Annotated in this window: 27 protein-coding genes and 1 pseudogene; 14 read left to right on the top strand and 14 right to left on the bottom strand. The window is 45.0% G+C overall.

Going from position 1 to position 24947, the window contains the following annotated elements; all coding sequences use genetic code 11:
• The first annotated feature begins 182 nt into the window (after window positions 1-182).
• Both acs and H6F74_RS23455 read left to right on the top strand, forming a co-directional pair.
• The gene (gene acs, locus H6F74_RS23460; protein WP_190444547.1) at window positions 183-2156 is read left to right on the top strand and encodes an acetate--CoA ligase; all 1974 of its coding nucleotides are present in this window, start codon (window positions 183-185) and stop codon (window positions 2154-2156) included.
• Between the two features lie 191 nt (window positions 2157-2347).
• Entirely contained in the window at window positions 2348-3205 is an 858-nt protein-coding gene (locus H6F74_RS23455) for a tetratricopeptide repeat protein (RefSeq protein WP_190444546.1), read from the top strand.
• 237 nt (window positions 3206-3442) lie between these two features.
• Here the strand turns inward: H6F74_RS23455 and H6F74_RS23450 are convergent, their stop codons facing one another.
• From H6F74_RS23450 to H6F74_RS23435, 4 genes are all read right to left on the bottom strand, one after another.
• Entirely contained in the window at window positions 3443-3895 is a 453-nt protein-coding gene (locus H6F74_RS23450) for a YbjN domain-containing protein (RefSeq protein WP_190444545.1), read from the bottom strand.
• Between the two features lie 7 nt (window positions 3896-3902).
• Window positions 3903-7484, bottom strand: a complete 3582-nt coding sequence (locus tag H6F74_RS23445; RefSeq protein ID WP_190444544.1) for a DUF4157 domain-containing protein — start codon at window positions 7482-7484, stop codon at window positions 3903-3905.
• A gap of 361 nt (window positions 7485-7845) precedes the next feature.
• Window positions 7846-9756, bottom strand: coding sequence for a S9 family peptidase (locus H6F74_RS23440; protein WP_190444543.1), 1911 nt, complete (start codon window positions 9754-9756; stop codon window positions 7846-7848).
• 36 nt (window positions 9757-9792) lie between these two features.
• A complete protein-coding gene (locus H6F74_RS23435; RefSeq protein WP_190444542.1) occupies window positions 9793-9930 on the bottom strand; it encodes a hypothetical protein in 138 nt (45 codons plus the stop codon).
• A 91-nt stretch (window positions 9931-10021) separates the two neighbouring features.
• Here H6F74_RS23435 and H6F74_RS23430 point away from each other — a divergent pair, with 91 nt between their 5' ends.
• Both H6F74_RS23430 and H6F74_RS23425 read left to right on the top strand, forming a co-directional pair.
• Window positions 10022-10420, top strand: coding sequence for a DUF433 domain-containing protein (locus tag H6F74_RS23430; RefSeq protein WP_190444541.1), 399 nt, complete (start codon window positions 10022-10024; stop codon window positions 10418-10420).
• Window positions 10413-10766: a DUF5615 family PIN-like protein gene (locus tag H6F74_RS23425; RefSeq protein WP_190444540.1), complete on the top strand. Its 354-nt coding sequence runs from the start codon at window positions 10413-10415 to the stop codon at window positions 10764-10766. The genes H6F74_RS23430 and H6F74_RS23425 overlap by 8 nt, the downstream gene beginning before the upstream one ends.
• Before the next feature lie 67 nt (window positions 10767-10833).
• Here the strand turns inward: H6F74_RS23425 and H6F74_RS23420 are convergent, their stop codons facing one another.
• The 4 genes from H6F74_RS23420 to H6F74_RS23405 form a co-directional block, all read right to left on the bottom strand.
• Window positions 10834-11286: an HNH endonuclease signature motif containing protein gene (locus tag H6F74_RS23420; RefSeq protein WP_190444539.1), complete on the bottom strand. Its 453-nt coding sequence runs from the start codon at window positions 11284-11286 to the stop codon at window positions 10834-10836.
• A gap of 2 nt (window positions 11287-11288) precedes the next feature.
• The gene (locus H6F74_RS23415) at window positions 11289-11567 is read right to left on the bottom strand and encodes a hypothetical protein (RefSeq protein ID WP_190444538.1); all 279 of its coding nucleotides are present in this window, start codon (window positions 11565-11567) and stop codon (window positions 11289-11291) included.
• A gap of 140 nt (window positions 11568-11707) precedes the next feature.
• Window positions 11708-12148, bottom strand: coding sequence for a PIN domain-containing protein (locus H6F74_RS23410; protein ID WP_190444537.1), 441 nt, complete (start codon window positions 12146-12148; stop codon window positions 11708-11710).
• Entirely contained in the window at window positions 12141-12446 is a 306-nt protein-coding gene (locus H6F74_RS23405) for an AbrB/MazE/SpoVT family DNA-binding domain-containing protein (RefSeq protein ID WP_199301548.1), read from the bottom strand. Before H6F74_RS23405 ends, H6F74_RS23410 begins: the two co-directional genes overlap by 8 nt.
• A gap of 179 nt (window positions 12447-12625) precedes the next feature.
• On the opposite strand from H6F74_RS23405, the gene H6F74_RS23400 reads away from it, so the two are divergent.
• The 6 genes from H6F74_RS23400 to H6F74_RS23375 all read left to right on the top strand — a co-directional run bounded on the left by H6F74_RS23400 (window position 12626) and on the right by H6F74_RS23375 (window position 19495).
• Window positions 12626-13858: a serine/threonine-protein kinase gene (locus H6F74_RS23400; RefSeq protein WP_190444536.1), complete on the top strand. Its 1233-nt coding sequence runs from the start codon at window positions 12626-12628 to the stop codon at window positions 13856-13858.
• A 135-nt stretch (window positions 13859-13993) separates the two neighbouring features.
• On the top strand, window positions 13994-14536 hold the full coding sequence (locus H6F74_RS23395; RefSeq protein WP_190444535.1) for a COP23 domain-containing protein: 543 nt from the start codon (window positions 13994-13996) through the stop codon (window positions 14534-14536).
• 77 nt (window positions 14537-14613) lie between these two features.
• Entirely contained in the window at window positions 14614-15891 is a 1278-nt protein-coding gene (locus H6F74_RS23390) for a serine protease (RefSeq protein WP_190444534.1), read from the top strand.
• Between the two features lie 29 nt (window positions 15892-15920).
• Window positions 15921-16709 carry a serine protease gene (locus H6F74_RS23385; RefSeq protein ID WP_190444533.1) on the top strand — a complete coding sequence of 263 codons (789 nt, stop codon included), beginning with the start codon at window positions 15921-15923 and terminating at the stop codon, window positions 16707-16709.
• Between the two features lie 248 nt (window positions 16710-16957).
• Complete coding sequence (locus tag H6F74_RS23380) at window positions 16958-17305, top strand: 4a-hydroxytetrahydrobiopterin dehydratase (RefSeq protein ID WP_190444532.1); 348 nt, start codon at window positions 16958-16960, stop codon at window positions 17303-17305.
• A 186-nt stretch (window positions 17306-17491) separates the two neighbouring features.
• A complete protein-coding gene (locus H6F74_RS23375; RefSeq protein WP_190444531.1) occupies window positions 17492-19495 on the top strand; it encodes a PAS domain-containing protein in 2004 nt (667 codons plus the stop codon).
• Window positions 19496-19538: 43 nt separating this feature from the next.
• Here the strand turns inward: H6F74_RS23375 and H6F74_RS23370 are convergent, their stop codons facing one another.
• The gene (locus H6F74_RS23370; protein ID WP_190444530.1) at window positions 19539-19730 is read right to left on the bottom strand and encodes a hypothetical protein; all 192 of its coding nucleotides are present in this window, start codon (window positions 19728-19730) and stop codon (window positions 19539-19541) included.
• A gap of 18 nt (window positions 19731-19748) precedes the next feature.
• Here H6F74_RS23370 and H6F74_RS23365 point away from each other — a divergent pair.
• Both H6F74_RS23365 and H6F74_RS23360 read left to right on the top strand, forming a co-directional pair.
• Window positions 19749-19877 (top strand): annotated as a pseudogene (locus H6F74_RS23365) (IS1 family transposase); the annotation flags it as partial.
• Between the two features lie 490 nt (window positions 19878-20367).
• Complete coding sequence (locus H6F74_RS23360; protein ID WP_190444529.1) at window positions 20368-21219, top strand: PEP-CTERM sorting domain-containing protein; 852 nt, start codon at window positions 20368-20370, stop codon at window positions 21217-21219.
• Window positions 21220-21566: 347 nt separating this feature from the next.
• Here the strand turns inward: H6F74_RS23360 and H6F74_RS23355 are convergent, their stop codons facing one another.
• The gene (locus H6F74_RS23355; RefSeq protein ID WP_190444528.1) at window positions 21567-21761 is read right to left on the bottom strand and encodes a hypothetical protein; all 195 of its coding nucleotides are present in this window, start codon (window positions 21759-21761) and stop codon (window positions 21567-21569) included.
• 72 nt (window positions 21762-21833) lie between these two features.
• A complete protein-coding gene (locus tag H6F74_RS23350) occupies window positions 21834-22574 on the bottom strand; it encodes a peptidylprolyl isomerase (protein ID WP_190444527.1) in 741 nt (246 codons plus the stop codon).
• A 308-nt stretch (window positions 22575-22882) separates the two neighbouring features.
• Here H6F74_RS23350 and H6F74_RS23345 point away from each other — a divergent pair, with 308 nt between their 5' ends.
• Window positions 22883-23389 carry a hypothetical protein gene (locus tag H6F74_RS23345; RefSeq protein ID WP_206756345.1) on the top strand — a complete coding sequence of 169 codons (507 nt, stop codon included), beginning with the start codon at window positions 22883-22885 and terminating at the stop codon, window positions 23387-23389.
• Window positions 23390-23473: 84 nt separating this feature from the next.
• The gene (locus tag H6F74_RS23340; RefSeq protein WP_190444525.1) at window positions 23474-23704 is read left to right on the top strand and encodes a hypothetical protein; all 231 of its coding nucleotides are present in this window, start codon (window positions 23474-23476) and stop codon (window positions 23702-23704) included.
• 138 nt (window positions 23705-23842) lie between these two features.
• Here H6F74_RS23340 and H6F74_RS23335 read toward each other — a convergent pair whose 3' ends face one another.
• The 3 genes from H6F74_RS23335 to H6F74_RS23325 form a co-directional block, all read right to left on the bottom strand.
• Window positions 23843-24145, bottom strand: coding sequence for a hypothetical protein (locus tag H6F74_RS23335; RefSeq protein ID WP_190444524.1), 303 nt, complete (start codon window positions 24143-24145; stop codon window positions 23843-23845).
• Window positions 24146-24249: 104 nt separating this feature from the next.
• Complete coding sequence (locus H6F74_RS23330; RefSeq protein ID WP_190444523.1) at window positions 24250-24477, bottom strand: hypothetical protein; 228 nt, start codon at window positions 24475-24477, stop codon at window positions 24250-24252.
• Between the two features lie 90 nt (window positions 24478-24567).
• On the bottom strand, window positions 24568-24792 hold the full coding sequence (locus H6F74_RS23325; protein WP_190444522.1) for a hypothetical protein: 225 nt from the start codon (window positions 24790-24792) through the stop codon (window positions 24568-24570).
• Between the last annotated feature and the right edge of the window lie 155 nt (window positions 24793-24947).

Here is a 24947-nt window from a genome sequence, read left to right as displayed (position 1 = left end):
CAATCCAAACCTGCGGAGGAAGAAAACCCAACCTATAGCTAAAGCCGCAAGGCTTTATTGTAGTCCGCCGAAGCAAGCTTCGTTTGTTCGCCCTTGACTTTAGTCGTCGGGCTTAACGAAACTAAAAACACTTTTGGGCGAATCTGCGTTCAGAATGGTTTGGAGAAGTAATTGCGAAAACTATGTCACAGCCAACGATAGAATCAATCCTGCAAGAAAAACGCTTATTCCAACCGCCTGCTGAATTTTCACAAAAGGCACATATTAAAAGCCTGGAGGAATATCAGCAACTTTATGACCGTGCTAAAGCTGATCCGCAGAAGTTTTGGGCAGAATTAGCAGATCAAGAGTTGCACTGGTTCCGGAAATGGGACACTGTGTTAGATTGGCAACCACCTTTTGCTAAGTGGTTTGTTGGGGGAAAAACAAATATTTCCTACAACTGCTTGGATAGGCATTTAACTACTTGGCGCAAGAACAAAGCCGCTTTAATTTGGGAAGGGGAACCGGGAGACTCGCGCACTTTAACTTATGCTCAGTTGCACCGGGAAGTTTGTCAATTTGCCAATGCTTTGAAACAGTTAGGGGTGGAAAAAGGCGATCGCGTCGGGATTTATATGCCGATGATTCCGGAAGCCGCGATCGCGATGTTAGCTTGTGCCAGAATTGGCGCAGCCCACAGCGTCGTTTTTGGCGGTTTCAGTGCCGAAGCGTTGCGCGATCGCTTAATCGACGGACAAGCCAAGGTGGTGATTACTGCTGACGGCGGTTGGCGCAAGGATGCAATCGTTCCCCTCAAGGAGCAAGTTGATAAAGCTTTAGCTGATGGCGCTGTCCCCAGTGTGCAAAATGTTCTGGTTGTCAAGCGCACCGGACAAGAAATTTATATGCAGATCGGGGGACGCGACCATTGGTGGCATGAGATGCAGCCAACTGTCTCAGCAGATTGTCCCGCCGAACCGATGGATAGCGAAGATTTGCTGTTCATTTTATACACCAGCGGCAGCACGGGGAAACCGAAAGGCGTTGTGCATACCACTGCTGGTTACAATCTTTACACCCACATGACCACCAAGTGGATCTTCGACCTTCAAGATACCGATGTCTATTGGTGTACCGCTGACGTAGGCTGGATTACCGGACACAGCTACATTGTCTATGGCCCCTTATCCAACGGTGCCACCACCGTAATGTATGAAGGTGCGCCGCGTGCCTCAAACCCCGGCTGTTTTTGGGATGTCATTGAAAAGCACGGTGTCAACGTTTTTTATACCGCACCAACTGCAATTCGCGCTTTCATCAAGATGGGCGAAGAGTTACCCAACGCCAGAAATCTCTCTTCTCTGCGATTGTTGGGAACCGTAGGCGAACCAATTAACCCGGAAGCGTGGATGTGGTATCACCGCGTTATTGGTGGCGAAAAGTGTCCGATTGTCGATACCTGGTGGCAAACTGAGACGGCTGGCATTATGATTACGCCGCTACCGGGGGCAATTCCCACCAAACCCGGTTCTGCTACCCTTCCCTTCCCTGGAATCCTTGCTGATATTGTGGATTTGGAAGGCAACACAGTCCCCAACAGCGAAGGCGGCTATCTAGTAATTAAGCATCCTTGGCCTGGGATGATGCGAACCGTCTACGGCGACCCCGATCGCTTCCGCCGCACCTACTGGGAACACATCCCCCCCAAAGATGGGCAGTATGTCTACTTTGCTGGAGATGGTGCCAGACGCGATGAGGATGGTTACTTCTGGGTGATGGGACGGGTGGACGATGTACTAAATGTGTCAGGACACCGCTTAGGTACGATGGAAGTGGAATCCGCTTTAGTTTCTCACCCTGCCGTTGCTGAAGCTGCGGTAGTGGGTAAGCCGGATGAACTCAAAGGGGAAGAGGTAGTAGCCTTTGTTACTTTAGAAGGTACGTATAGTCCCAGTGAAGAACTGAGCAAAGAACTCAAGAAACACGTTGTAGCGGAGATAGGCGCGATCGCGCGTCCCGGTGAAATTCGCTTCACCGACTCCTTACCCAAAACTCGTTCGGGTAAGATTATGCGGCGCTTGTTGCGAAATCTCGCTTCTGGTCAAGAAGTCTCCGGCGACACCTCTACGCTAGAGGATCGTGGCGTGTTGGATAAACTCCGAGAAGAAGGGTAATTTTTTAACGCAAAGGTACGTCAAGCTAAACGCAGAGTTTTGCCGAGAATTTCCTTGGCGAACCTTTGGGGTAAGGGCGGGTTTTAAACCCGCCCTGACTGCGTACCTTTGCGTTAAAAAAAGTGTTGGTAGACATTGCCTACTTTAGAATTAAACTATCTTTAAGGTGGACTATTTTGGCATAGATTTTTATGAAGCTAAAAAGCCACTTGAAGCCAGCATTTATTCAACAGCTTACCTGCATTAGTCTAGGCGTCCTTGCGGGAATCGGCATATCCCCTATAGTGTTGGCTGAACCGATATTACCAGGCGATACAACAATAGATCAATCAGTTTTCTCTAACCCTCACCCTCCTGTCTTCAAGGACGGGACTATTGATAACCGTCCTCCAAGACCCTGCCGAACTGGTGACGACATCAAGCTAGTTATAAAGATAGGAGGAGGGGGAGAGCGAGAGCGCCGATACAGACCGCGCACGGATCTAGAAGAGCAAGATTGTGAGAGATTGCGGCAGGAACAAGAGGCGAGAGAAGAGGCGAGACAAAGACAGCGAGAGGAACAAGCACGAAAACGGGCAGAAGAAGTGCGGCAGCTCATGCAGCAATGGAGTAACCTCTACAGTGCCCACAAATTGTCTGAGGCAGAGGTAGTCTTTAGCAAGCTCATAGAAATGCACCCAAATGACGCTCGTCAGTATTACCAGTCAGGGAAAGAACTGTATGGTCAAGGCAAAGCCGAAGCAGCGATAATTATATATCAGCAAGCGATTCGCCTCAATCCTCGTCATGCTGTAGCTCATAACGCTATTGGAGTTGTCAGAGCAACCCAAGGTCGATGGGAAGAAGCCATTGCAGAGTATCAGCAGGCGCTTTCAATTAATCCGGACTATGCTGATGCGCTGAAAAATCTGGGACAAGCGCTGTGGCAACAAGGTAAGCGGGAAGATGCGATCGCTTCCCTAGAAAAAGCCAAAAAACTATATACACAACAGCGTCAGCCTTACGATGTTAACCAAGTCGATTCGCTTTTGCAGCGGATGAGTGGATAGTAGAGTAGCGCAACGCTGAATTAGAATTTAAGGTAAGGAGCGCGATCGCGCGTCAGGCGAGAAATTCGCTTCACCGACTCCTTATCCAAAACTCGTTCGGGTAAGATTATGCGGCGATTATTGCGAAATCTCGCTTCTGGTCAAGAAGTCTCCGGTGACACCTTTACGCTAGAGGATCGTGGCGTATTGGATAAACTTCGAGAAGAAGCGTAATCCATAGGAAGCGATCGCTTACAGCTAACTTTCGATTTGCGCGATCGCCTCCACTGCCGACAACTCAGTGTAAATAATGGACATAATCCCAGGTAGATATTCATCCATTGTCAGCAAATTGGCAAAAATCAAATGTCCGATTAAGACTGAATTTACACCGTTTCCCTTAGCAGCAATGCTAGTTTTGTAGCGAATTTGCCCATCAGCAAAGTCTATTTCAAAGTTGCCAATACTTAAACCAAAGTTCGCTCTGCTCAGAAATTCTGCCATCACCAATCGTTTATTTTCTGGCGCCTTCACCGGACTTATTGAGTAAAAAATTAATTGCTCCTGTTGTTCGCGCACTTTAACAAGGCACATCCATTGCCCATTTTCCCCCTGAAAACTCATCTGCAAAGCTGGCTCTTGTTCCATTTGAAAAAAGAGCCAGTTATTTTCTTTAAAAAAGTTGATTACCGCCTCAAAAATTTGGGACATCAGTTAACTAAAATTGCCCGCCATGCTGCGGAACTTTATTTTGTTCTTCTACTTCCTTAGTCAGCTTCTTGAGATCCAAAGCATTACCCTTGGAGATACCACCACCTTCCTTAACCTTGTAGACTAATCTGGCACCATTATCTGAAGCTGGATTCAACAAATCTTTCTCGAACACATCTTTAAGAGACTCGTTCCATTTGTCCAACTTCATTTCTGTTTTCTTCTCAGGATCGATCACTGTCGTTGGGAAACGCTCTCTAATCGATTTAGTTTCATACTCTCCCTCAACCCTTTCACCACTTATCGCTTTAAAGATCGCCTCTCTAGACAGCTGGGAAGTTTCGGCTGAATACTGCACGCCTTTTTGAGCGCCTGCGTTAAGCATATTGCTGTCACCATAAATTCTACCGATGGAGTCGCCTTTACCTGTGATAACTTCCAGCCCTTCCTTACAGTAGTGGTCGTGGAAATACTTCGTAGCACCACCAACGTAGGCGTTACTCAAGAAGCTATTGTAAGCAGCAAGGTTGAATTCATGGGCTTCTTTAGTAAAGTCGCGCTTCTCTCCACTTTGCATCATGCTCTTCGCTAGATGTGCCTCGTAAGCTCCTTTGCCCTTACCTTCTTTATCAGATTTCAGCACATTGATCATCGACTCGTTTAACGAATAAACTGTTTTCTGGGTGCCAGCTAAACCCAATGAAAGTGTATTGCCAATAGATTTTTCAACTTTGATCTTGGCGAAATTCTGTTGAACCAGCTTCTCCATCAATTCCTTAGCTTTATCAGGCTGATTCTGGACATCATTAAGGCTGCATTGTTTCGCGGCTTCATCAGGTATTAGATGTTTTAACTGTTGGTTGTTCAACGCTGCATTTCGCCACCACATCATGAATACAATTTCCGGCTTGGCTTCCAGTCCTACTTCACCCGTTGCATCTTCTACTTTGCCAAGTTCTCCTCTGTGCATCTTGTCATCGAGTGCTTGCGGATTAGATTTTAGATCCTGTTGAGCGATAGTGCTAACCATTGCCCATTCTGCTTTGGCATTATCCGTTGTGCCAAGATTCTTACCATCTTTATTTACCCATTCCACAAACCACTGCATGATCTTAGTTTTGTCGATCAAGTGTCCGCCTGCGAATGAGTCTTGCAGGTAGTGTTCGCCAAAAGCATTTTGCAGTAAAGCTTTGTTAGAAAGGTCGTCGGCCTTCGCTTGATTCTCTTTAACGCCCTGCTCATACAGCTTGATCTTTGCCTTTGCATCATCTGCTGGTTTAGGCCCAAGTGTATCTAAGTTCATTTTGTCAACATCAGCCAACATTTGGAACTTATTGGACTGTTGTGCCAAATCTAGGGCTGTTTCATGATATTTTTGCCAACTATCCCAGCTATAAGGTGCAAAGTGACAGGCATTACGCTCTAAGGCAGGGAAGTAACCTTGGCTTTCTTGTCCTTTTTCCTTCTTAGTTGCCTTGTCAACTTCCATTTCGGTGCGGATTTCGTAAGCCTTACCAATTACGGCTTGACCTCTTGGCCCGACGGCACCTTCAAAATCTCCATCAGGGAGGATCGTATTATGCAATACAGATTTTTCTTCGCCAAAAAGCTCTTTGTATAAGTTAGCTAATTCAATATAGCTTTGCTGACGCACACCCTGAAGCAAGGCGAGAACTTTCGATTTATACGTGTTGGCAATGGTTTCTGGATTGCCGAAGAAGTCTGGGAAAGTGTTAATTTCACTGTAAGAAACAACAATTGAGGAGTCGCCTGGTTTTGATTGCGAATCATCACCTTTGACGGGCAGGATGACATATGGAACTTGCCATTTGCCGTCTACCGCCTTTTTCACCTTTCCTGGCTCCGGCGCACCTACTGGCATTGCTTCGGGATTGTCTTTGTAGGCGACGAGGCGTTGCATTTCCCACGTTATTGTGTGCTTCGCGTCAGTCTTTTCAGCTTCTAGACTCTTGAGGCGATCATATCGTTGTTGTATTTCCTCTTGGCTGACATAATTCATTCCTTGTTGGATAAATGCCAACTCAAGCTCTATTTCCTGTTGTTGTTTGCGGACATCGCGGACATAGGATAGGTCTGCCAACTTATCGGGTGCAACTTGTCCTAATAGATAGTGTTCGTAAGCGGCGTGGCGTTGAATTACGTTAGGGGCAGATTGTTGGACGGCAACTTGACGTTGGATGGCTGGTTTAGTTTGAGTCAATTCCTCTTCTTCGTGGCGTTGAATAGACTCAGAAGGCTTGGGTTCTGGCATTTTCATCACTTCAGCCGCTACCCGATCCGCTTCCTGCTCGTATTGATCTCCCACAGCCCCCACAGTGAGCTTGGTTTGAATCTGCATAGCGGTATTGCAACTAGAGCATTGGCAACCAGAACTATGAGAACCCGCCTCTACCTGACGCTGAATTGGAGCAACGTTATTACACGTAGAGCATTGACAACCTGTGCTACAAGTGGTTGTTTCTCCCTGACGCTGCACTAGACTGGTCAATTTAGAACCCCAGAAATCCTGCGTACCGCCCGACTGTTTGAAAGCGATTTGACGCTGGATTGTTGGGCTAATTGAACTGCAAGACTGACATTGACAGTCGGCACTTTGGCGTTGCAGTTTGCTCCCACCCGTCTGCTGAATTGTGTGGGTTAGTTCATGGGCTGTCAATTCTAGATGGCTGGGGGATTTGTCGGGCCCATAGAAAATATGGTTGCCGTTAGTAAAAGCTTGGGCGTGCAACTCCCGATTCATTTGCACTGCCGCATTGTCTGTATGCACCCGCACATGGGCAAAACTATGACCAAAGCGAGGTTCCATGAATGATCGCACTGCATCGGGTAACGGGCTACCGCCTCCCTTATTACTATTTATCCGACTTTCCAGGTCGTTGCTGGCATCGAAGCTGGCACCTTTGCCAGATCGTTGCACCTGGGGTTTCATCTGAAGTTCCTCTTCTTCCTCAGAGTGACGTTGCACATCCGGTTTCATCTGAAGTTCGTCTTCTTCCTCAGATTGGCGTTGCACCTGGGGTTTCATTTGAAGTTCCTCTTCTTCCTCAGAGTGGCGTTGCACCTGGGGTTTCATCTGAAGTTCGTCTTCTTCCTCAGACTGGCGTTGCACATCCGGTTTCATTTGAAGTTCGTCTTCTTCCTCAGACTGGCGTTGCACATCCGGTTTCATTTGAAGTTCGTCTTCTTCCTCAGACTGGCGTTGCACATCCGGTTTCATTTGAAGTTCGTCTTCCTCAGAGTGGCGTTGCACATCCGGTTTCATCTGAAGTTCGTCTTCCTCAGAGTGACGTTGCACATCCGGTTTCGTGCGGCCAAAGGCAAATTTCGGTTGAATGACTGACGGTGTTGATTTGCCTGGAGCAGATATTGATATCTTGGCGAAATCGAAGCCTATGGGTTTGTCTTGGTCAGTTTTGGTTTGAGAATTTAGTGTATTTTGCTCTGGGGGTGCTACTTCGACGGCTTTGGTCTGAACCGGAAAGGGACGCGGCGCGAACTGTCCTGTTGGTGCTGGCGTGGTGGAGGAATTTGCAGAAGCTTTTTTCTGGGTGTAGCGTTGGGTGTTCATAGCTGATTCCTCTATAAAAATGCCAGCACAGGGGAAAGCGCGATCGCGTGTTTGTTTGTTTATGCAATATTTTAACCTCAAGAAATTTGGTAATAAATAAAACTTTATATTTAAGCGCGATCGCTCGTCAGGCGAGAACTTTCCTTCACCAACGCCTTATCCAGAACTCCCTCCGGTAATATTCTGCGGCGACTGTTGCGAAATCTTTCCTCTGGTCAAGAAGTATCCGGCGACACATCCACATTACAGGAGCGTGGAGTGTCAGACAAACTCCGAGAAGGAGCGTAGTTATTTTTAAACGCAAAGGAACGCTAAGTAATTCTCAGCGTTCCTTTGCGTTTACCTTAGCGAACCTTTGCGTTTAATTTTGACTTGGATTTAGCACACCTGAATGACCGGGAATGTCTCCCAAGGGTTCGCAACGACCGCCTAAGTATTTGGCTAAGAATTCCTCAGCGATCGCATAAAAATGTAACCGATTTTCTGGACGGGCGAAACCGTGTCCTTCGTCGGGGTAGAGGGCGTATTCTACTGGTTTACCAGCTTGTTGCATCGCCTTGACAATTTGTTCGCTTTCTGCTTCTTTAACTCGCGGATCGTTAGCACCTTGTCCAATTAGTAAAGGCTTCTCGATGCGGTCAACGAAAAATAAAGGCGATCGCGTCTTCAGAAACTCCTCTTCCGTTTCCAAGTTACCCACGCGATGGTAGAAATTGGCTTTCAGCGGTTCCCAGTAAGGCGGGATACTTTGCATCAGCGTAATTAGGTTACTCGGCCCAACAATATCCACACCGCAGGCAAATACATCCGGCGTGAAAGTCAATCCTACCAGAGTTGCATAACCGCCGTAGGAACCCCCCATAATGGCAATCTTTTGGGGGTCGGAGATGCCTTGTTGCACCAGCCAGTTAACGGCATCAATCAAGTCATCGTGCATTTTACCAGCCCATTCGCGATTACCAGCATTGACAAAAGCTTTGCCGTAGCCAGTCGAACCGCGAAAGTTGACTTGCAGTACCGCATAACCCCGGTTAGCTAACCATTGCGCTTGCGGATCGTAACCCCAAGTATCCCGCGCCCAAGGGCCACCGTGGACAAGCAAGACTGTTGGTAGGTTTTTGGCAGATATCCCCACAGGCGTCGTCAGGTAGCTGTGGATAGTCAAGCCGTCCCGCGCCTCGAAGGAGACAGGTTGCATTGATGCAAGTTGCAATCCTTCGAGTTTGGGTTTGTTGCTGAATAGGAATGTGCTGGTTTTGGTTTCGCGGTTGTAGACGTAGTAGTAGACGGGGCCATCGTCGGTGAGGTAAGCGACTAGCCAGTTTTTGTCTGCAAGGTCGCGGGAGGAAATGCTGAACTCACCTGGACGCACTTGCGCGATCGCTTTAAAATCAGCAGCGATGCTTTCGTCAAGCACTCGCCACTCTTGTTTATCTTTATAGAAGGAAACCGCCTGAATAACTCGTGTAGTTGGCTGTATAACTATCCCGCCAACATCGTATTCAGAATCTTCCGCAATCACCTTTTCTTCGCGGGTAGCCAAATCCAAAGCAAGCAAACGCGCAGCATTGGCATCGTGACTGCCTTCAATATAAAGGGTTTTGTTATCAGCAGAAAAGCTGACTGCGCCGCCCTCATCATCTGGCCCCCAGTGACGCAGAGTGTCCCAGTTGCCTTGTGTGGTTTCCCGGAATAACAGGTCAGAACCACCATCGGGAGTTGCGGCTGTAGCTGCACGGATCTGGAACTCGGCATCAGCTGTCCAGCTGACTATGTTACCAGGGTTCTCCGAATCCAACTCAACTGCACCGTTGTTCAGGTTGACGCGATAAACGTCAAACTTTTGGGGGTCTTTCAGATTCATCCCCACCAAAATCTGATCCGGGAAGTTGTGGTCAAAATCCACAGGTTGCGCTTTCACACCTTGAAATGGCGTTAGGTCGCGGACAATATTGGAGTGAATATTTACCAAGTAGAGGTGGAAGTTCTCGTCGCCGTCCGAGTCTTGCATATAAATCAGCTGGTCGGCGTTGTAAGTCCAGAAGAAGATCCGGATACCGCGTTTTTTGTCAGCTGTCAGCTGGCGATCGCCTTCTTCTCCAATCGTCCGCAGCCATACCTGTAAGACATTCTGAGTGTCCGGAGCAATGTACGCTAGATATTTGCCATCGGGTGAGAGTCGCGGACTGGTTCTTTCTGGGTTGCCAAAAAGAATCTCGCGGGGAATTAATGGGGGTAGTTGCGTAGCTAGTTTTTCAACTGTAGATTGCATTATTACCTCATATACTCGTGCCTACTATTACTTTGCTCATAGAATTAGCGATTCACCTAGTCCGGTTAACCGACCATCGGCGATCGCTACCTTACCAATTACCTTTGATGATGCGATCGCGCTTGTTGTGTTGGGAATATGCGATCGCGTACCGATACAAATTAGGATTGCCAAACAGTTGTCTTAACGACGCTTGTAGATTGAATGACGTATCATACGATGTAATATATGATGTGTGTAACATTGGCACGCTGAGGAAGAATCAATGGCACGTTACTCCTTGAATTTACCGACTCAGTTAAAGCAAGATGCCGAAAAATATGCAGCTTCCCAAGGTGTTTCACTGAATCAATTCATTTTGTGGGCTGTGGCGGAGAAGGTAGGGGCGCTAAGCCAGCAACTCGACGATCCGGCATTTCCTGAAATTACATACCGTCGCGGCGCTAGCGGTCAACCAATGCCTGTTCTGCGCGGGACTGGCTTGCGCGTGCAGACAGTGGTAGTTGCTGCTAAACAATGGGGTTTATCCCCGAAGGAGATTTCTGCTGAGTATAGCTTGAGTGAGGCTCAGGTGAAGCAGGCTCTAGCTTTCTTTGGAGCGCATAAGGCGGAAATAGAGATGGCGATCGCATCTGAACAAACTCTTGAAGCGGCAAATGTCTAAACCGCTGTTGCACCTTGATGCTGATACATCTATTAAAGCCCTACATCAAGCCTTAATTTCTCGCGGTCACGATGTCACCCGAACACCGACTGATTGGATGCCCTTAGATGCAAGTGATGAGGCTCAGTTATTAGGGGCTACGGCTCAAGGGCGGTGTATCTTTACCTTTAACATCCGCGATTTTTTGGTTTTAGCAGAATACCCCCAACATAGTGGCATTATCCTGGCGGCTCAAAGTAGTTGGACACTATCGGATTTGATTGCTGCTTTGGATCGCCTGCTGTCTGAGACACAAGCATCTGAGTGGATCGGACAAGTACGTTGGCTGAACCAGTGGCGAATGTGAGCGATAGCTTGCGCTGACTTGTCAGTTCGCGCTTTGGTATTGGGAAGAATGCGATCGCGTTTATCATTTACTCGGCTTGCTGAATTGGATCGCCTATTGGTGGATGCCGCCCAATTGCTCGATCGGCGGCACGAATATTTACAACCCATTGGCGATTTAATCCTAATGCAACGACTGTAGCCCTACCAGTGGGTGTTATACCGACGATTGAGAGTACATCAGTAGACCAAATGAAATGATCCTTCCAAATATCTTGTCTGGGGTTAAACAGCAGAACCTGTGCATTAAACTGAGGATCTATCGCTGTTATTTTATCGGCTTTTCTTCGATTGCAATGAAAACAAGCTAAAGCCAAGTTTTCGATAGTATCGGCTCCGCCTTGAGCAATTGGAATTACATGATCTACTGTGAATTGCACGTATTGCCATTGTTCTGATGCGTGACAATATTCGCACAAACTACTGGCTCGCTGACGTACCTGCTGCCGAACAACTTCGCTTATTTTACGATGAGGAGGCAACTTTATAGATTTCCTTGATTTTTAGCTACGAAAAGATTCCGAACAGTGCGATTAAGAAAACTCAGATAATCATCAATTTCTTCGTAGCTATCAAGTTCTTGTTCTTCTGCTGTACTAAGAGGGGAATCTTGTTGTTTGGACAGTAACTCTTCTATTCGAGTTTGCACAAAACTCGAAGCCCGAAAAATAGGTACTCCTTCTTCCAGTTCGATTCGGACAGCACCTTCTACTGGCAGGCTATTAGGTAGGCTACGAAGTTGCGGAGGAAGAGGTATTGTCATTTGGATTCAAAAACACTTTGATGGTTCGATTATAGCTAGCGATGAGCTTTGTTAATTGGAGGCGAGGCTGAGAGATGCGATCGCGTTTCTTGTGTTGGGAAGGATGCGATCCCGTCCTTTCATCCGGGTTAATAGAAAGTCTACTGCAAACCCCTTTCTACAATTGCGCGAATTTCTCTGATGAAATCGGCGGGAGTCTGAATAATCAGCCCACTGTGTACAGCGACTTCCTGGGTAAAATCTTTGGTGTTTAAACTCAACAGACGATCGACATTTGCCAGTACAGCAGCAGCCAAAATGGGTGCATCTTTAGCTTCGATGATAGCTGTCCATCGAGCCGATTCTTCTAACGGCGGGTTTGGTCGAATTTCAGGATCGATAGCAGCCAGAAGTTGTGCAAAAATTGGCTGGGCAGCGGGTAATTTTTTGCGGACGTTGCGATAGCACTCGTCTAATACTTGCTGGGAGATGACTAGCTTAAATAATCCTATTTCAGCCATTGTCAGCACAGCTCGGCTGGCTCCAGTGCGAGATCCTGCTCCAGCAATTAAAATACTTGAGTCAGCAAAGACTCTACGCATCTTGCTGTTGCTCTTGCCAGATTGCTTCGCGTTCTGCTTGTATTCCTTCTAGCAATTCAGCCAAGCCTACGCCTTCATCTTCCATGATGGCTATGAATTTATCGGCTAGTTGGGGAACTTGGGGCTGTTTGGGGGTAAGCAAGACTATATCGCCTACTTGCAGCAGCGTCAGCATATCTCCTTCCCTTAAGTTGAGATTATCTTGCACCATCTGAGGAACGGTAATTTCCCCTCCTTCCCGCAGACGAATCGGAAATTCTCTGATCTCAACGTCCGTGTCTTGTGAACTTGGTGTCACGGCTTTAACCTGTAATGGTTATCAGATTTCCTCATTTTACAAGACCTGGCTGGAGGAGATGCGATCGCATTTTTGGTGTTGCGGAGTTTTGTAAACTAACTTTGCAACTCACCCAGTTACAACAATTGGCTAATATATAAATCATTAGGAAAGCAGTCTCTATAGTAGCGTAGCGTTCTATGACTATAATCCCAGGAACAATCATAAATAAACGTTACAAAATTCTTAAAGAGCTAGGAAAAGGGGCCTTTGGTACGACTTACCTAGCCGAAGACACCGGGCGACTTGGCAGGCAGTATGCTCTTAAACACCTCAATCCTGACGATCCAGCATATTTCTCAAAAGCTCAAGAATTATTTGAGCGTGAAGCAGAAACTCTATTGAAATTAAATGAACCACCTAGAAATGACCAGATTGCCCTGTTCTTCGATTACTTTGATGAAAATCAAGAGTTTTACCTTGTACAAGAGTTAATAAAAGGTGATCCCCTTATTAAGGAACTACCAGCAGGAACAAAGCTTGATGAAAATAAAGTTCTCTGTTTTTTAGAAGATGTACTAAAAATTATGAAATTTGTACACGGTAGAGAAGTGATCCACCGTGATATTAAACCTGAGAATCTCATTAGGAGAAAAGATGACAGTAAATTAATCCTGATTGATTTTGGTGCAGTAGCAGTAAAAACAGCTTGGGCGCGTTCAGCAAACCCTACTAAACCGACAATCATTGGTACACCTGGCTATGCTCCTAGAGAGCAAATTCAGGGTAACCCAGAATTTAGTAGTGACATTTACGCACTGGGGATGACTGCAATTCAAGGACTGACGGGAGAGCATCCTTATAATTTACCAACAGATCCCCGTACTGCTGAAGTCATATGGCGAGACAAGGCACAGGTGAGCAATGGATTTGCAAAAATTTTGGACAAGATGGTGCGGCCTAACCATATAGATAGATACAAATCTTCAGAAGAAGTTATCAATGAATTGCAAAAGTTGCAAAAAACCCAGCCGCTACCTAATCCCAATCCAAAACCCTTAATTCCGCTATGGCTGGCATTTTTAATATTAGCTTCTATAGTAGCGATCGCAGCTCTGGGCGTGGGATTTATAATTTTCAAATCTCCGGCTCCTCCCTTACCTCCTCAGCCAACTTCCTCCCCGTCACCAGATAATAATCAGTCGTCTCCAACACCTAGTCCGACGACAAGCGATTCAGAGCCAAGAAGTATCTTCTTGCGTCCTGAGTCGCCTCAGCCAACGTCCTCCCCCTCACCAATTAATAATCGACCATCCCCAACATCTAGTCCGACGACAAGCAATTCAGAGCCAAGAAGTATCTTCTTGCGCCCTGAGTCATCTCCAGCAACATCTAACTCAGTGTCTCCCAGTGAAAATCCTACGCCTCCCTGAGGAGAACATCAGTCCTTAGCCTAGAAATAAATATCGGGTATAAAATGTTGCTGCATGAAATACTTTTGTATTATGATTGATGGTTAAAGAAATTAATTTCGCTAAAGCCCAGTCGTAAAAGAGGAAGCCTAACGCATGAAACTTAAACGTAGTGTATGTATTTTTTTCGCATCTGCTGCGGCAGCAGTATCAACAGCTACATTTGGTATTCCTGCTAGCGCTGACACACCAAGCGTGAGATTTGAGAGTCGAATGATCCAAGACGCACCAACTACCGTACTCATTACACCTCAGTGGGAGAGGCAGTTTATTCGCTGGGTTGATCCTTACTTCAGCAAGGATGGATATACACCCGAAAGACGTGCCAAAGAGGTTACTGCGAGACTAAACCGCTATTTTAGTCAAAAAGATCAATTCATTACTCATGGGGTAATGAATAAACAGCCCGTGATCTGCACTACGAATCGCTTCGGCAATGGCTGCAACAACCTAATTTACACGCTTAAGCCTAACCAAGATCCCGCGATTGTCTTAGAAGATATATTCGCATTGACCGACAGGAACTTCGCAGGTACAGTTTTGAGGGAAAGCTCCTGCACTTCATACATTAATATCAAAGCTTGGGTTCAAACGCAGGGGCGTGGTGCATATGCCAGACAGGTTTGCAGCGCTCCATAGCACATACTTTTATGAACCGGACTTTTCCCCTATTTCTGAATATAGCCTGTGTGGGGTTGTTCTTCTTGGAACCGTCTATGCAGGCTCTTACTTTGGCTAGTCCTGCCCAAAAATCTCAAACAAATGCTCAGCCTAGCCAGTCAGCTACACTAATCAAACTAACAGAGGATCAAATACGGGATAGATCCCGAATGATTACAGTTAGAGTCTTTTCAGGAGATCCTCAGAATGGGGTAAACATTAGTGGTTCAGGAATTTTGATCGACCGACAAGATCCAAAACCCGACCAACAATCATACTTATACTTAGTGCTGAGCAATGCCCATGTAACGTCATCCGCCAATGAGTATTATGTCCAAACTCCTGACGGTTGGCTTCACAAAGCATTGCCACATCCAGAAGCAAAACAAAAGTTTGGTGACAACGATATCGGATTATTATGGTTCTCCAGCGGTTATCGTTATGAAAAGGCTTTAATAGGTAAATCATCAGACTTAACAAATGACGGTAAGGTCTTTGTCGCTGGGTTCCCTTGTGAATTAACATCGCCTACTATAACGTGTCCAGCGGAGTTCACCTTTACATCTGGTGCAGTATTTTTAATCAACAAGCCTTTAGTTAACGGTTATCAGCTCGGCTACACTAATGAAACCAAAGAAGGGATGAGTGGCGGCTCCGTCATGGACGTTGCTGGACGGCTAGTGGGTATCAATGGCAGAGGTAAATATCCACTAGGAAACCGCCAATACACCTTTGAGGATGGTTCTGGCTCCTCCCCAGAAGTTCAGAAGCTAATGAGACACTTAGCTTTAGGAATTCCCATAGAAACCTATTTAAAAATAGTTCCAAAGCAGCCATTTGCTAAAATAAAACCTGAAGCTATAGGAACTACACAAATACTATATCTTCCAGAACAGAAACATAATAATTCTATTTTTAGAATAGTTGCTATAATAGTAGGTATTTTAATATTAGTAATTGTATTAATATTTGTGTGGAAAAAGTGGAAAAAGTATAAAAACAATAAATTTAAATTTATTGGCTCAATAATTATTGATAATTGGAATAAAAAAATTGAATTCATAGTAAATAACAATAATAAAACTGTATTAATTAGTAATAAACAAGAAGATAATACATTGAATAGATTAAGAGAATATGATATTGGAGAAACAAAAATATTAATTGATAGTAAGGAAATGTCTTGGGAAAAGAATAAACTAGAGCCTAGACTAACATCTTTTAAGGAAAGTTTTAAACTTATAGAAGCAGATAACCGAAATATTAATAGTTGGATTTTATATAAAAAGAAGGCATCTAAAGAGGATTTAGTTGTGATAAAGTTTGATAATTAGGTAGGTATTAAGCTAGGAATAATTAAAATATGCTAAGTAAGATAAATAAATTTTATTTTTTATTTTTTATTTTTATTAATTTAGTTTTAGTGAGTTGTGAACAGGATACCGCTAGGAAGACAACTGTTCTTATTAGTGGAAGAAGCGGAACTGGCTCTGGTGTAATCATTCACAAAGATAATGATACCTATTCTGTCCTGACTGCTAAGCATGTTGTAGGTATCCAACCCGGAAAAATAGATGATCTATACCAGGCTATAACACATGATAAGGTAAATCATCTAATCAAAAATATACGAAAAGATCCGAAGCTAGATTTAGCAATTATAGAGTTTGATAATCAGGGTAAAAAGTATCCGGTTGCTAAATTAACCAAAAGTTTATTGGAGAATCAATCTGTTCATATTTCTGGATGGAGAGATTGTTCAGAAAAAATTTATGAATTTAACAAGGGAAAAACATTAAATATAGTTGAATCAAAAGAGGAGGCAGTTGAATACATTAAAAATCTTAATAGAAATAAGGCAAACAAAGACAAAAATGATGGAGAAGATTATAAACAAAAGGATTATCAAGAAGGTTATAACGTTAAGTACACGAATCCAACTATTAGAGGGATGAGCGGCGCTCCTGTGTTTGACGACAAGAGTCGAGTTATAGCTATTCATGGTAAGCCAGGACAAGACAAGGAGAATAGCTATGACTTCGGTTCTTGTCCACCTCTGAGTCCGAATTTAGGCAATAATTGGGGCATTTCTATTAACACGTTTTTGAGTTCGAGTCTATACCAAGGTATGAACTTAAAAGTAGAAGATTAACTTTTAACGCAATAGAACTATAGCAATCCAAGGATAGGCATTAGCTTAGCTTGGCAAGGCAAACCTAAATCAATTCAATTTTTGGTCATGAGTTTTAGTAGGAGAGCAACCCGTGTTCCACTTATTGGACATACGGGTATCGCCGCAGCGCTCACCTTTCCCATCCTGGCAAAATCCGCTTTAGGGACGATGTGCTAAAAAGCTCACTTTAGTAAATTTGAGCAATTTACTGTCACAAGCAGGGAAGTATGGCAAATCTGACACAACAAAAGTGCAGCGCTTGCAATAAGGATGCACCTCGCGTTACCGATGAGGAAATCGCAGAACTCAAGCCGCAGATTCCAGACTGGAACATTGTAGAAGTGGATGGAATACCAAGGCTGGAACGCACTTATGAGTTTCCAGATTTTCAGACAGCACTAGCGTTGACAAATAAAGTGGGCGAAGCAGCCGAAGAAGAAGGACATCACCCCGCATTGCTTACAGAGTGGGGCAAGGTGACGGTGAGTTGGTGGACTCACGCCATTTGTGGGCTGCACCGCAACGATTTTATTATGGCGGCAAAAACGGACGGAATTGCCGCCGAATTTACTTAAAAGAAATAGTGGCTCACCTCCCCCTTCCCGAAGCGGGAAGGAGGCAGGAAGTAGATTTTTTCTGAGGTTTATTTAGTATTCACATAACTAATAAAAGGGTTTTGTCACCGAATTTTTTTTTGTGATGAATCCTCGTTTTGAGAAGCATTACTATCACCCAGTCATATTGAAAACAAGACTTAAGCAATGAGTGAAACCCAGTTACAAACGGCACCAAGTACAGCAGAAACGCAATTGACTCGCTTTGTTGAGCTGGTGCAGGGAATTGATGCCATTGTCTGGGAAATGGACGCGGTGACGTGGAGGTTTACTTTTGTCAGCGATCGCGCTTTTGATATTCTCGGCTATCCTGTCAGTCAGTGGTTAAATGAGCCGAACTTCTGGCAGGATCGAATTCTCCATCCAGAGGATCGCAACTGGTGCGTAAACTTCTGCGCGATCGCGATCAACGAGGGGCGAGAAGGCGAATTTCAGTATCGGGCGATCGCCTCTGATGGTCGCATCGTATTGATCAAAGATGTAGTGCGCGTCGTTAAAGATGAATGCGATCGCCCTAAGCTGTTGCGCGGCTTAATGGTGGACATCACCAATTGTAAAGACTCGATATATGGCGTCTCTACGGAAAAATCTTGGCAACTTTCCTGCGAACGAGCAGCAGGTATGGAGGTGGAAACGGTGCAGTCAGCACTCCGCAAAAGCGAACAGCGCTACCGTTCCCTGATTGAAGCTACTGCTCAGATTATTTGGGACACCAAGGCGCAGGGGGAACTTGTCACTCCTCAGCCTGGATGGAGTGCGTTCACAGGACAAACCTACGAGGAATATAAAGGCTGGGGGTGGCTCAATGCTATCCATCCAGACGACCAACCTCACACAGCGCAGGCGTGGGAAACTGCCCTTGCTAACCGAACTCTTTACCAAGTTGAGCATCGTCTGCGGCAAAAGGATGGGGAATATAGATATATGAGTGTTCGGGGGGTGCCAGTGCTGGAAGCAGATGGCAGCATTCGGGAATGGGTGGGAGTACACACCGATATTACCAAGCGCAAACAAGTAGAGGAGGCACGCGATCGCGCTTTAGCTGAGGCCCAAGCGGCGCGTGCCGAACTACACCGAGTCTTTATGCAGGCACCCGCGGCAATTGCCATCACCCGTGGCTCGAACCATGTCACCGAAACAGCTAACCAACTGTATATGCAGATTGTTGAAAAGCGGGATATCCTTGGTAAACCCGCACGGGAGGCGTTCTGGGACTTGCAAGGGCAAGGTTTTTTCGAGTTGTTAGATCGGGTTTATGCCAGTGGCGAACCCTTCGTCGGCAAAGAGATGCAGGCGATGTTCGACCGCAACAACGATGGCATTTTAGAGGAAAGTTTCTGGAATTTTGTTTACCAACCGTTATTAGATGTGGATGGCAAGGTTTATGGGATAATGACCCACGCGGTAGAGGTGACTGAACAGGTGCGATCGCGTCAGGAACAGGAGAAAAAAGCCGAAGCACTCACACAACTTACCGAAGCGTTAGAGCGCAGCAATCGCGAGTTAGACCAATTTGCCTACATTGCATCCCACGACTTGAAAGCACCTCTGCGGGCGATCGCTAATCTTTCGGAATGGATCGAGGAAGACGTTGCAGATCAACTCAGCGATGAATCCCGCCAGCATATGAACTTGCTGCGCGGACGGGTACACCGCATGGAAGCCCTGATTGACGGCATTCTGCAATATTCTCGCGCAGGTCGCGTGCCAACAACAATCGAGACAGTGAATGTCTCCACCTTACTAGATGAAGTAATCGAACTGCTCGACCCTCCCGCCGAAGTTTCAATTATTTTACAGTCGGATATGCCGACGCTAAAAACTCAGCGGGTGCCGTTGCAACAGATTTTTATGAACTTGATCAACAATGCTATCAAGTATTCCCAGCGTCCTGATGTGCGTATCGATGTAGGTTTTCGGATGGGAAAATCTTACGAGTTCTCAGTAACTGACAACGGTCAAGGAATTGCACCAGAATACCATCAGAGAATCTGGGGCATTTTCCAGAGGCTGGAGTCCAGGGACAAAGTTGAAGGAACTGGTATCGGTCTTTCAGTGGTTAAGAAAATCGTTGAGAGTCGGGGGGGACGAGTGTGGGTAGAGTCTGAACCGGGCGCAGGAGCAACGTTTCGCTTCACTTGGAATAATTGAGGCGCACCGAAAAATTTTTCAACTGACATCTGACAATTAATTGTTAGATGTCAGTTGATTTGTCCAAGGTTTTTTTGTTTTTTTCCAGGTGTTCCTCTACTACCTTTAGGTACTCCTTGATTGCTTCCGAGTGATACTCTACAGCTTTCGCGTGTTCCCCTGCGGACTTCACGAATTCCTCTGTTGAATTAGCATCACGCTTTTGTGCAGCCAAGGCGTGCTTTTGTGCAGCCAAAGAGTGCTGCTGTGGTTCAACAACACCCTGCGCCAGCGAGTTGGGCGCAGGGTTCGTAAAACCTTGCCCTTCTCCAAAAAATTAGGCAATCACATGGGTGCGGTTTGGTACTTTGTACATCATTACAATGCCTCCCTAAGCTCTTGACCATTACTATGCACTACTACCACTATTGACAATATTTGCCTCGCCTTTTGCGGGCGAAGGCAGCACCTGCGCGACTATTTGTGATTTTGTTCCTAATAACATTCCATATAGAAAAATACATAGAATGGCAATCTTCTCATCTTGTCCAGCATCCAGTGACGGTTCCTAGTTCACACAATCTTTAAAAAAAAACATCTCTAATTACGTTAGCTTTATATCAAGTTTATCAATATGGCATTAGTATAATTACGGAAATAGTTCACACCTACTTTTTCTGGCTTTATTGCAGTAGGAATTTTTATCGCCGAAATTTTTAGCCTAACATCGGTGGTTTGGGAATCCCATCCATTTGACGCTAAGACTATTTCTCTTGGAAACAAACAGCCCTATATTTATAGTGCTGTTTTTAATACACGGCTGGGCAGTAAATTTCGGCAAATCAGAAAAATTTACTTTCTGAAATCTATTGAAATACGAAGGAAAAGATTTAATGGCACTAAAATACAAGTTGGGCGTAGGCTTATTTCTATTCGTTACACCGTTAGTAACTGGCTCTCTGGTTGTTGCTTCACCCAGTTTGGCTGCTACTCTAGCCAAGTCTGAAGCAACATTCAAAGTTAATAACTTTAGTCACAATCCTTTAGGGGTTGAGACTTTCACCGATACTTTGACTGATACAATTGCAACGAACGGTCAAGTTACTACTAACGCTAACGCTAACGCCTCTTTTACAGCCGATCCCTTAAACCCGCCGACATTCGCCGAAAACTCTTCTGTAAGTACAGCGAACGGCGCAGGTAAAAATTACTTCGGTTTAGCCCAAAGCATTGCTGCCATTATCGGTTACGATTTTATCGTGGGAGATCAGGAAAGGTTTTCTTTTGATTTCTTAGCTGATTTAAACCTAAAAACTTCCATTGAAAATTTCCAATTTGAACGCGCTAGTGCTGCTGGAGAGATATCTTTTCAGTTGTATAACACTAACGATCAGGACAACTGGATTCTCTTAGATTTCTTCAGTATATCCGGAAAATTAAAGACTCCAGGTGGCGGTGATTCCTTTATAGCTAATAAGAGTAACAGCATTACCACCTCTAAACCCTTGAAGGATTTTCTTAAGAAGTCTTATGGAGGGAGCGAAGAATCTGCTAGAGCCTCGGTTACAGGTAAGTATTCGCGTACTTTCGATAGCTTAACTTATCTAACTTTAGTAGAAGTTAAAACGAATCAAGCAGTCGTTAAAACTCCTGAGTCTTCCGGAACCTTTGCTTTACTTATCTTCTGCTTAATAGGTGTTGGGTATAGAGCTAGAACTAAAGTCTTGGCATCGAAGTTGAGGTAAAGTACAGCAACGATAGAGATTCCAGCCTATCGATATTTTAGTAATTGCATCCCAATTTCATAGTTGGTAAGGCACAGCGGCTTGCCTGCTGAGGTATTACTTGGCACTAAGTAGATAAAGGGTAAGCAGAAATAAACGTAGCAATAAACCTATTACAAAAGTCCCTTTTGGAATAGGAAGGAAAAGGGAAAAGCTTCTCATGCTTTCCCTGCTAGGAAAGTATAGCAAAAACGGAAGAGCCAAGTAATCTTTCTTCTTCTCCTCTAACCTTTCTCCTGACTTGGAGCAAGAAGTTTACACCTCGACTTAAAAACTCGTTTTCTCTAGGAAAACGGGTTTCTTGATGTTTAGTTTTTTTGTGTATATTTAGATATACTAGATGTTGAGCTACTGCTACAACCTTTGCTAGAAGAAACTTGAACGGTGACGGTTTGACTGATTGTACTCTCAGCGGCAGATGCGATCGCTATGCTCTTGGCTGACGCAACACTCTTTCCATCTGGTGAAACTACTCGTTGGATTAAGATTCTAGAGTGGATCATAATCAATGTTTATTTATAGGCTAATAATCTTTTAACTTACCCCAACCCGAAATATTTAGGGAGGTAGCTTTTTTAAGCTGTTGTGCTATGTAGCATATAGTTTAGCTCGCTAGCTAGCCACTCTTTAAACATCCTATCCACGATCTCTTGATGTGTTTGAGGCGTTAATTGCGCTGGGATAAACTCTTCAACTATAAACAGATGATAACCTTGGTCGGTGGAAATTGGGCCAAACACCTCTTTTCGTTTGGCACTAAAGATAATCGCTGATAAATCTGGCTTAAAGCTCCAACGGTAAAGCTTGCCTTCATAACCGCACTGATATCTACGCCGCTCATCAATATCATAAAGGTGAGCTGCCTCATAAAAGCTAATTTCCCGTTCTTCAATTTGATAGAAGAGTTCTTGGGCGAGTCTTTCATCAGGAAGAATAATTTGATACAGTAAGATTTGGTCAAAATTCAGCTTATTTTGGGCAAAAAACTTCTCTGCTTCTTTGGCAAAAAGACTCTCTGCTAATTTTTTAACAATCAGGCGATCGCAAATTCCTGCCTCCCAGTCCTCCGCCGTTATCATCTGATCTGCTAACCATGCTAGGGTGTCAGCAGCCTTCTCCAAACGCTTTGTGTAACGCAGCTTGTTCGCTTCAGCCTGGATTTCCTCTGGTGTTACCGTTAAACTTCTTTCCTGAGCAGCTTGGTTAATAACTCTTTGATATAATATCTTCTGACATACTTCTTTTAACTGTATGTCTTTTTTCAGGAAATCAACAATTTCATTAACTTCAACGGATGACCCTGAAAAATCTTTCATTTTAGGTTTTATTTGATACACATAAAGTGGTCAAAACTCATTACTACGCATTCCAATTTTCCTAGAGTTAGGGTATCGCAGAAACATCGTGAAACTGTATTATACTATTTCGCGGCATTCGTGCATAGTATTAATGTGCAATGACCACTGAGCAATTCCATGCAACTGCACATTAGTGTTAGTTGGGATTAATGGGAACTGCCCTCATACCTAAACCTGGAAAAACGCGGCTGGGTACTCCTATCACTCTGTAGGGAATCTGTCGGCTGACGCTACTATCCTGATTATCCTCAACGCGATTTTCTTTGTTGCCAGCACTAATACCGCTGCTAGCTGGGAGAGACGATGGTAAGGAAAAGGTGCTAATGGATGTTGTTGCGGATGAAAATGTTCTTACGGATGGTGTTGTTCCCAAACTTACAGAACTAGCAGAATTACTAAATACGGCAGCGGGTGCGTTTACACTTGCGGCGGCAGCAGAATTACTAAATACGGCGACGGGTGCGGGTGCGGGTGCGCCACCGCGATTGGTAAATACGGCGACGGGTGCGGGTGTGGGTGCGCCACCGCGATTGGTAAATACGGCGGCGGGTGCGGGTGCGGGTGCGCCACCGGGATTGGTAAATACGGCGGCGGGTGCAGGTGCGGGTGCGGGTGCAGGTGCAGGTGCAGGTACAGTTACAGTTGTGCCAGGATTCGAAGATCCGGGAGCGGGTGCTGTTGCTGTGGCGCTAGTAGTAGGAGGAGCGGTTGTTGTCGCAGTTGCTGTAGCGCTAGCGCTGCTGGAGGTTGCTCCGGGAGTGAACGTTGTCTGACTACTACTACTGGTTCCTGTAGGCGAGGTTGCTGTCGCACTACTACTGCTACCAGAACCGCCTGAAGATGAGGATGAACTAGAGGTGCTTGAGCTACTGCTGACACTAGGGGCAGCGCCACCAGTGCCACCAGGAGGTGTAAAACCAGGAGGAATAAAATTAGGGGGAGTAAAACTAGGGCGAGGGCGAGCTTGGGAAGGAGAAGCAAAAGTAATTACCATGCTTCCGACTATGCAAAGATACAAAGCGCCTTTATGTGATGAGCTAATCATCGCTATCTCCTTATTAAATGATATAGAGGCGGTGGTGTATTAATTTGATTAAATAAAAGCAATTAGAAATTTCTGGCTATAAAAAAGTTTAAAAACCGACTATAAGCCATTGATTAGAACAAGCATTTTTGTAGCATCTCTAATCAACAGCTTATTGATTTAAACCAAAATTACAGAAGCTTTAGAAAGTACTAGCTCCGGCAAATGATGAGGCATAGGTACTACCATCAGCCAGAGCGCCAGCTGCTGCGCCGCTGACAGAGGCAGAGTATCCAGCTCCGATTACATAGCCAAAGTTCCCGGTGCTTCTGTCAAAGAAAAAGTCCGTAAAATAGCCTGCACTACGATCAGAATCAGCGCTGGCTGACCAGCTACTTCTACCACTAGGGGAGGAAACAGTAATTCCTCGTCCCCCTTGTACTTCGCTATTACTAGGAAGTTGATTCTCACAGAAACTTAGATCGTCAATTTTCAATTGACTCATACGTCCCTCCTTTTAGTGATAAAAATCGCTGAAAGCTTTTTTTATCTTCAATTCTTCAGCCTTCAGCGATTTCTATAGTTAACTACCCATTTTCGCCAGTCTGCTTAGGATGCAGCTGAGCTTGAGCCAGAGCTTGAGTAGGCAGAAGAGTAAGGTTGGTAGAAGTAGTAGTCAAAGCCACTAGAAGCACTTGTGTAAGTGTTGGTATAGGTGGAGGCAAAGTATGTACCAGATGCAGATGCATTAGAATAGGCATCCGCATAGGCGTATCCGCCTTCAAGGCTGGTTTCTTCAGAAACGACTTCCAGAATATCTAGATCGGAAATATTCATCGCTTTCTCCTGGTTTAAAATTGTTTGGATTGTGACGAACCTGTGTGGTTGTTTGAACAAATTAACTATCGATTTTTGGCAACTTTCTGCCTAAGATGCAGATGAGCTAGATCCAGAGCCTGAGTTGGCAAAAGAGTAAGGACCGGAATAATAGCTATAGCCACTAGAAGCACTTGTATAAGTGCTGGTATAGGTAGAGGCAAAGTATGTACCATATGCAGAGGCATTAGAATAAGCATCCGCATAGGCGTATCCGCCTTCAAGGCTGGTTTCTTCAGAAACGACTTCCAGAATATCTAGATCGGAAATATTCATTATTTTGTCCTTGGCTTGATTAACCTGTTTGGTTGTTATGAATAATGTAACCAAAGAAAGTAGAAGAGTGTTGCCATTTTGGCAGGTTTATTTTTGCAAAAAAAACAGTTGAAGTAGCCAATAAAAAACGCCTGGTTCTGGAGAAGAATGAACTA

It is taken from the genome of Trichocoleus sp. FACHB-90, from assembly GCF_014695505.1.
GTDB classification, from domain to species: domain Bacteria; phylum Cyanobacteriota; class Cyanobacteriia; order Cyanobacteriales; family FACHB-T130; genus Funiculus; species Funiculus sociatus.
The sequence above is the reverse complement of the archived record's forward strand: the minus strand, read 5'-3'. Positions and strand labels throughout refer to the sequence as shown.